Below are 7,787 nucleotides of genomic sequence, written 5' to 3' on the forward strand. Positions count from 1 at the left end.
TGCGCATAGCCGAGCTTCACCGTGCGGGTTTTGAGCCGGAGGCTGCCTTCAACGATGTCGCCCAGACGTTCCGCGGCCCCGGACAGCACCGGATGTCCGAACGCGTCGAGCTTTGTCTTGTCCGCGGAGATTTCCTCACCGGCGGCGTTTTTCAAGCCCTCGCCGACCACGACAATGCAATACCTCTGTGCCACGACTGTTTCCTTTACCTTCTCGAGGAATCTGTCCTGTTCGAAGGGAACTTCCGGTACGAGGATGATGTGGGGCGCGTCGCCGGGTCTTCGTTTGGCAAGCACAGTGCCGGCGGCGATCCAGCCCGCCGAACGCCCCATCACCTCGACGATGCAACAGGAACCGTCGTCCGTGGCCATGCTGCCCACGTCGGAGGCGATTTCCATCACGGTCGTCGCGTTGTACTTGATGACGGAACCGTATCCGGGGCAGTGGTCGGTGTGCGGCAGGTCGTTGTCAATGGTCTTGGGCACGCCGATGATGCGCATCTCGTAACCACGCGCGATGGCTTGTTCGTGGATTTTATGAGCGGTGTCCTGGGAATCATTGCCCCCCGCGTAAAAGAAATAGCGGATGTTGTGCGCCTGAAACACCTGGAAAAGACGGTCCATGTCGCGCGCGGCCTGTTCCGGCTTCTTCTTGAAATCAATCTTATAGCGGCAGGTCCCGAGCGCCGCCGCGGGAGTGTGCTTCAACCCTTCGATGGCGGCCCTTTTTTCCTCCTGCAAATCAATCAGTTCCTCGTTGAGAATGCCGAGGATGCCGTTGGAGCCGCCATAGATTTCCTCGATCTGGTCCGGATGGCGGCCCGCTTCCTGAATTACTCCGGCCACGCTGGCGTTGATCACCGCGGTCGGCCCGCCCGATTGCGCCACCAACAGATTTCCAACCAGTTCAGCCATAGTTTTCAAAGAGTCCTTCACGTTCAACGCGAACCAGACCGCCTCAAATCGCCCGGTCCCTCACCAATCGAGCCGACACCTTGCCAACCCGAAAAACGGCTGTCAAAAAAAAACACGGAACGGTCCGATTGCCGGAAGCTGGCTGCGAGGCGCACCCTCGTGTCTCCCCCGCATCAGACCTCCATCACTGAATTCTCCAATGTTCCAATGCCGGAAATGTTGATTCGCACCGTGTCGCCGGAGCGCAGCGTAAAAGTGTCGGGAGGGACGATGCCAGTGCCGGTCAGCAGTGCCGCGCCGTGTGGAAAATCCTGGCTGCGGAAGAGGAAGGCGGCCAGTTCATCGAATGAACGTTTGATTTGGCCGACAGATGTTTCACCCGCGAAAACCGGCTCTCCGTTGCGCCGGATCTGCAGCTCGATTTTCCAGCCGCGCGCCTCGGCTTCGGGAACGCCTACGAGAATCCATGGCCCCAGCGCACAGGACCGGTTGTAAACTTTCGCCTGTGGCAGATACAACAAGTTCTCTCCCTCGATATCGCGCGAGCTCATGTCGTTTCCGATCGTGAGGCCGGCTATTTTCCCGCCCGAATTGACAACCAACGCGAGTTCCGGCTCCGGCACATTCCATTTCGCATCTTTGCGGATGCCAACCGGCTCGCCCGGACCAACCACTTTTTCAGGCATCGACTTGAAAAAAAGCTCCGGCCGCGCGGCTTCGTAAACCCTGTCGTACGCGTTCGCGCTGAAGTCTGACTCCTCCATGCGCGCCTTCTTGCTGCGCAGGTACGTCACCCCCGCCGCCCAGATTTCCTGTTTTTCGACTGGCGGCAAAAGTTTTAGATCCGACACCCTGTGCCGCGGAAGTTTTTCCTTGGCAAGGGACGCCAGGACAGCCGACAAATCGTCGCGTTCCAGCAAGGTTGTCATCCCCGGCCATCCCGCCTCTGTCAGGTCCAGGACCTTCGCACCGTCAGTGAGCAGGCCAATGTGAGCATGGTTCTTCGAGCCCGGGAGTCGTTCGCTGATTTGAAAACGGCAGAGCTTCATGACGGTCCTGCTGAATAAGGGCTGCGGGAACTCACACCGAATAATCCAGGTAAACCGTTTTCACCCGGGTATAAAACTCGATGGCGCCCGCGCCCTGTTCCTTGAATGAATCGGTGCTCGATTTCTTCACGCCACCGAATGGCGCCTGCAAAGCGAGACCGGTGGAAATCTGGTTCACCTTCACCACGCCGGCTTCGATGCGTTCCGCGTAAAGCATCGCTTTGCGAAAGTCGCGCGTCACGATCGAGGCGGACAAGCCCACGTCCACGCCGTTGGCCACGGCCAGGGCTTCCTCGAAATTTTCCACCGCAATAATACCCACGACCGGTCCAAAAACTTCCTCACAAGCGATGCGCATCTTCGGTGACACGTTGGTCAGAATGGTTGGCTGCATGAAGTAGCCATGCGCAAAATCGCCGTCGGAGACCCGCTGCCCGCCGTAAACCAGCTTCGCGCCTTCGGCCACCGCGATGTCCACGTACTCAAGATTTCCCGCGAGTTGTTGCTTGCTCACCGCCGGCCCCATCGTCACGCCTTCATTCAACCCGTTGCCAACTTTGATCGCCTTCGCCTTCTCGATCAGTTTCTGTGTCAATGCGTCGGCCGCACTCTTCTCGACAATGACCCGGCTCGTCGCTGTGCAGGCCTGACCGGTCAGACCGAAGCCGGCGATGGCGACGAGTTTCGTGGCCAGATCCAAATCCGCGTCCCCAAGAACAATGGTCGGGTTTTTGCCGCCCATTTCCATTTGTGCCCGCGTCATGCGGGGGGCAAGCTGCTGATAAATGTGCGAGCCGACAGAATACGAACCGGTGAAAGACAGTGCAGCGACGCCGGGGTTGGCGGCAAGTTCACCACCCACCGCCCTCCCTTCGCCGATGACGACATTCAACACACCCTTCGGGAGGCCGGCTTCGGCCAGCGCCCTGGCCAGTTCGAGCGCCATCGCGGGCGCTTGCGTCGCTGGCTTGATCACCACGACGTTGCCACTGACGAGCGCCGGTGCCATTTTCCACGCGGGAATCGCGACGGGAAAATTCCAGGGGGTGATGAGTGCGACGACGCCGAGCGGTTCCCGACGCGTATAGAGCAATTGCTGCGGCAAATCGTGCGGAATTGTCTGGCCGCCGATCGTGTAACTGACCCCGCCAAAAAAACGAAATATGTCGATGGCGCGCTGCACCTCGCCATTGCTCTCTGCCAGCGTCTTGCCTTCCTCGCGCGTCAGCAACTCGGCCAGTTCCGCTTTGCGCGATTCCAGGATTTGGGACGCCTTGCTCAAAATCCGGCCCCGCGCGACGGGCGAAATCGCGGCCCATGAAGGAAACGACTTCTTCGCCGCTTCCATCGCGGCGACGGCATCCTGCTTTCCGCTCAAAGGATACGCGGCAACGACTTCCCGCGTGTCCGCCGGATTGACGTTTTGGAACGTTTCGCCGGATTGGGCCGGCACCGAGTCTCCACCGATGAAATTTTTATACGTTCGCATATCCAAACAGTGGACAGAAGCATGGCTGGGAATCTCTTGGGAGTGAAATCTTTTCTCTTGGTTGAAAAAACGGCCGGATGAGTCAAAACCAGACGGCGTGCGCTTCGCATGAAACTGGGCAGAGGACGAGAAACGCCTTGCCATGCGATCGGACGCCTTCCACTGAGACGAGTGCCACTTGGCGCACAAGACACGTGGCCTCAGCTTTTCATGGCCACAGAAGATCCCGAATGCGCAGCGCGCACTGCACTACCCAATGGTTGTCCTTGAATGGCGCGGGGCAGATTGGCCCCGAACCTGCTTAAACAAATCGTCCTTCTCTTGGGAGAGGATGGCGGGTTTTGGTGCTAATAAATCGTGTGTGCATCAAAACCCGCTTTTTTAGTTTCCCCACTGCGGATTCCAAAGGTCCTGTTCCGATCCACTCACTGTACCACATTCTGTCTCTGTCTTTTTTCCGGCTCCAGAGTTTTCACGAACAAATTGCAGGCCCCAACTGGTCGCGCCGCTGATACTGACCGGAATCTTTTCACTCACACCTGACAATCGCCTGTGTGAATCCGCTTCGCCGGCAGAGAGCCACTCGAATCAGCCACATGAGTCGTCGCAGTGAAAAAAATCGACTGCGCGCCATTTTATCGACCACACTCGCACGCTGCAAAAAGCGCATGAATTCACTCTTGTCCGACATGAAGGACCTTCCTGTTCGCAAGCGCGCCCGAGTGACTTCGGCCCGCCGATTTCGAGCACTGCGCCCGGTTGATTGCCCGCGCCGCGCCGTTGTTGCATTCCTTAACCTGGCTCGCTGGGTCGGAGTCACTTTTCTGACCATTAACGTCAGCGCTTGGGCGCATCAAGGCAGCAGCAGTTACCTGAACATGACGGTCGACGGCTCGAATGTCACCGGCCAGTGGGACATCTCGTTGATTGATCTGGAACAGGTCGTCGGATTGGATGCGAACAACGACGGCGACATCACGCCGGACGAGGTCAGGGCGAAACAGTCGGAGATTGAAGATTACGCGCAATCGCGAGTGCGCGTGAAATTGGACGGGATGGCCCGGTCATTGAAAATCGGCGAATTGCTCGTCGAGAATTTCAGCGACGGCGCCTATGCCGTGTTGCGTTTTTCGATTCAGAGCGCCGGTGTGCCGAGAGATCTGCGGGTCGATTATGGCGCGTTTTTTGACATCGATGCGCGGCATCATGGGCTGTTCCGGTTGAACGTTTCCGGCGGGGAACAAACCGCGGTTTTCAGCGAGGACAACCCGACCTTTGTCATGGCCCATCGTTCGCGATGGCGGCAGTTTCTGGATTTCAACCACGAAGGGATCAGACACATCTCGTCGGGCGTTGACCACATCCTGTTCCTGCTCGCGTTGCTGCTCCCGTCGGTGTTGAGGCGTAAGCCCGGCGGCTGGAGCGGGGTCGGGCGTTTCACTCCCGCGCTGATCAACGTGTTGAAAATTGTCACCGCCTTTACGGTGGCGCATTCTGTGACTTTGAGCCTGGCCACGTTGAACATTGTCCGCCTGCCACCGAAGCTGGTGGAAACCACGATCGCGGCGTCGGTCGCGCTTGCCGCCGCGAATAACCTCCGGCCACTGTTCGTTGAGCGCGGCTGGCTGGTGGCGTTCTGTTTCGGGTTCGTCCACGGATTCGGCTTTGCCAACGCCCTGACGGACCTGGGGCTTGCGCGGCAAACGCTGGCTGTCGCTCTCGTGGGGTTCAACCTCGGTGTCGAACTGGGGCAACTGGCGATTGTCGCCGTCTTTCTGCCACTGGCCTACTGGGCGCGCAATGCGTGGGCTTATCAAGAATTGACTCTTCGGTTCGGCTCGGCAGCGATCGCGCTCCTGGCCGTCGCGTGGTTCGTCGAACGCGCTTTTGACCTCAAGTGGCTGCCGTTCTGATCCCGCGCCGGCGGCGTACTTCACTGCTGTTTGGCTCGATAAAAGCGCTGGCTGCTGTTCCCGGCGTCCGGATCGGTGAAGTTCAATGTTCCATTGCTGGCGGTGAGCGTTGCCAACGGAGTCCATGTGTTCAAATCGCTCGAAGCCTCGATGACATAAGACACGCCTGTTTCGCCGGTCAGCGTCAACGAGAAGCCCGTTGTGCCTGCGGCCGGCGGGGTGTAAGTCAGGCTCGGCGGCACCGGGTCGCGTCCGATGAAGAAAAGTTCACTGTCGGCGAGATCACGGACATCATAGCCGTCGGCGCTGGTCAGCTCCATTCCGCTCAAATGTATGGGCCAGCGATACTGGGTCGTTTCGCCGGGTTGGACCTGAAATAGGAACTCGGCCAGCACGCCGTTGTTCGTCACCCACGGCGTCGCGCTGCTCAAGGCCGCCACCACCCGCCCGTTTTGCACGATGAAATCGTTCTGCGCCGGCTGAACGTTCCAGACCGCCACCGCGTTGGCGGCAATCGGCCCGGGTTGTTCCGACTGCGCGTTCACCAGACGCAACGCATTCGTCGGATAATCGAGGGTGAACGAAGCGCCCGAGATGGTTGTTGCGATGTCTTTGAGCGTCACCTGCACGGTAATGAGATCGCCTGGTTGGCCCCTCAAGGGTTCCGACGACAACAGCGCCAATTCCGATGAAGTCGGGCCTGCTTTGCTGATGCCCGCCTTTGCCAGGCCGCCTCCGCTGCCGGTCGCGGTGTGAGCAGCCGGTTGCGGATCAATGTTGGCCACCACGCGCAGGACACGGATTACATCGCCTGAATCCAGCGTCGTGTTGACGTTCACGTCGTTTTTGGTCACGTCCCAGGACCGGACCGGATCGAGGCCGGTCAACAGCCGCTGAATGATGGTGGCGTCTCCGACATCTAGCCGGTTGTTCGCGTTGTTATCACCGATGATCCGCCGCACCAGAATGCGCGCCGTGCCTCCCAGGGCCGCGTTGCCGGACGTTATCGAGTCACCGGACGGCGCCGATACGTCCACAAGTTCCAGACCCAGCGCGGTGTTCAGATCAGATGGAACGCTCCGCGTGCGGAAGCTGACAGTGGCGACTCGTTGCGTCCCCGCAGGAACCGCGGTCGCCGGCAGCGCAAACGTCGCGTGAATCTCACCCGCGGTATCGTAATTCACCTGGTCGAGCGCCGAGTTGACGGCTTGGGCCCAGTCCAGGGCTGGTTCCTTGAGATACGCGGGGTCGTAGCGCAGGATGAAATTCATGCCACCAACGCCGCCCGGGCTGACCAGTCGCAGGTCGAAACTGATCTTCTGGCCCTCCTGTTTCGGGTCGGGATTTACAATGGACAGAATCCTCACGGGAATTTCCGCGAAGCTCGCCGTCACCGTTTTGTTGCCGTTCACCGTGACCGTGACCGGGTTGTTTGTGCCTGTGGCATCGCCGCTCCAGCCTGCGAAGGCGAAGCCGGTGTTCGGGACTGCCGTCAACGTTACTGAAGCGCCGTCGGTGTACTTGGCGAGATCGGGATCACGGCTGATCGCGCCGCCTGCGCCGGCAACCGTGTTGAGGTGCCATTGGCCCGGCGGCAGATCATGCGGCGGGACTTCCTGGCCAGGATTCTGGAACAGAAAATCCACGTTGCTCGACGTGAGCGCGTAATTGTAAATCTGCACGTCGTCGATCAAGCCGGTGAACTGCCCGGTCGGGACACCACTGAAGGAAACGCCGCCGACCATGAACAGGCCACTGTTGGGTACGATCGTCTGGCTCGGCCGGCTGGCTTCAACCGGAGCGCCATCCACGTAGATGGATTTGTTTCCGCCAGCCTCATAAACGCCGACGATCTGGTGCCAGTTGCCGTCGTTGACACTGCTGGTGGAGCTGACTTCCTGGCCGGGGTAAACAGAATCGTAGAACCATGCCCTGCCCGGCTGCGAATAGGCGACACACGCGTTCGCTTCCAGGATGTAACCATTGGCCCAACCGGCTTCCTGTTTGGCGACGATGGCCGAACACTCCGTCGTGTCACCCGGCGGGGTCTTTACCCAGGCAACGACCGAGAAGTCCCCGCTGGTCATGCCCAGCACGTTGCCCATGTTCACGAAACCGTTGTCGGCTTTGGAGACGCTGACGGCGTTGCCGGAAATGCCACCCGACGCGAACGACGCGCCGTTCGCGGAAAGAGCGCCGTCGTACGACCCGACGCTGTCATGCGCGACCGATCCGTTCGACTCATCGAATTTCCAGTGAGCCAAAGCGCGCGCTTGGGCGTCGCATTTGCCTGCGGAACCGGCGGTAAAAATAGTTCCAACCTCGGTTGCAGACAAAGCGCGATTATAGATGCTCACTTCGTCAATCAGCCCTAGAAAACTCCCTTGCGGCTGGGTTCCGCTCCACTGAAATGCTCCAATCT

At 59.4% G+C, this 7,787-nt stretch carries 5 protein-coding genes; 1 reads left to right on the top strand and 4 read right to left on the bottom strand.

Going from position 1 to position 7,787, the window contains the following annotated elements; all coding sequences use genetic code 11:
- From VN887_10155 to VN887_10165, 3 genes are all read right to left on the bottom strand, one after another.
- The coding region (locus VN887_10155) for a diphosphate--fructose-6-phosphate 1-phosphotransferase (protein HXT40374.1) at positions 1–914 on the bottom strand (914 nt) is incomplete at its 3' end.
- Between the two features lie 173 nt (positions 915–1,087).
- Positions 1,088–1,963, bottom strand: a complete 876-nt coding sequence (locus tag VN887_10160; GenBank protein ID HXT40375.1) for a fumarylacetoacetate hydrolase family protein — start codon at positions 1,961–1,963, stop codon at positions 1,088–1,090.
- A 31-nt stretch (positions 1,964–1,994) separates the two neighbouring features.
- Complete coding sequence (locus VN887_10165; GenBank protein ID HXT40376.1) at positions 1,995–3,452, bottom strand: aldehyde dehydrogenase family protein; 1,458 nt, start codon at positions 3,450–3,452, stop codon at positions 1,995–1,997.
- Positions 3,453–4,120: 668 nt separating this feature from the next.
- Between VN887_10165 and VN887_10170 the strand changes: the two genes are divergently transcribed.
- A complete protein-coding gene (locus VN887_10170; protein HXT40377.1) occupies positions 4,121–5,365 on the top strand; it encodes a HupE/UreJ family protein in 1,245 nt (414 codons plus the stop codon).
- A gap of 20 nt (positions 5,366–5,385) precedes the next feature.
- On the opposite strand, the gene VN887_10175 is transcribed toward VN887_10170, so the two are convergent.
- A partial coding sequence (locus VN887_10175; protein ID HXT40378.1) for a LamG-like jellyroll fold domain-containing protein occupies positions 5,386–7,787 on the bottom strand: 2,402 nt, incomplete at its 5' end.

The organism is Candidatus Angelobacter sp., assembly GCA_035607015.1.
Lineage (GTDB): Bacteria > Verrucomicrobiota > Verrucomicrobiia > Limisphaerales > AV2 > AV2.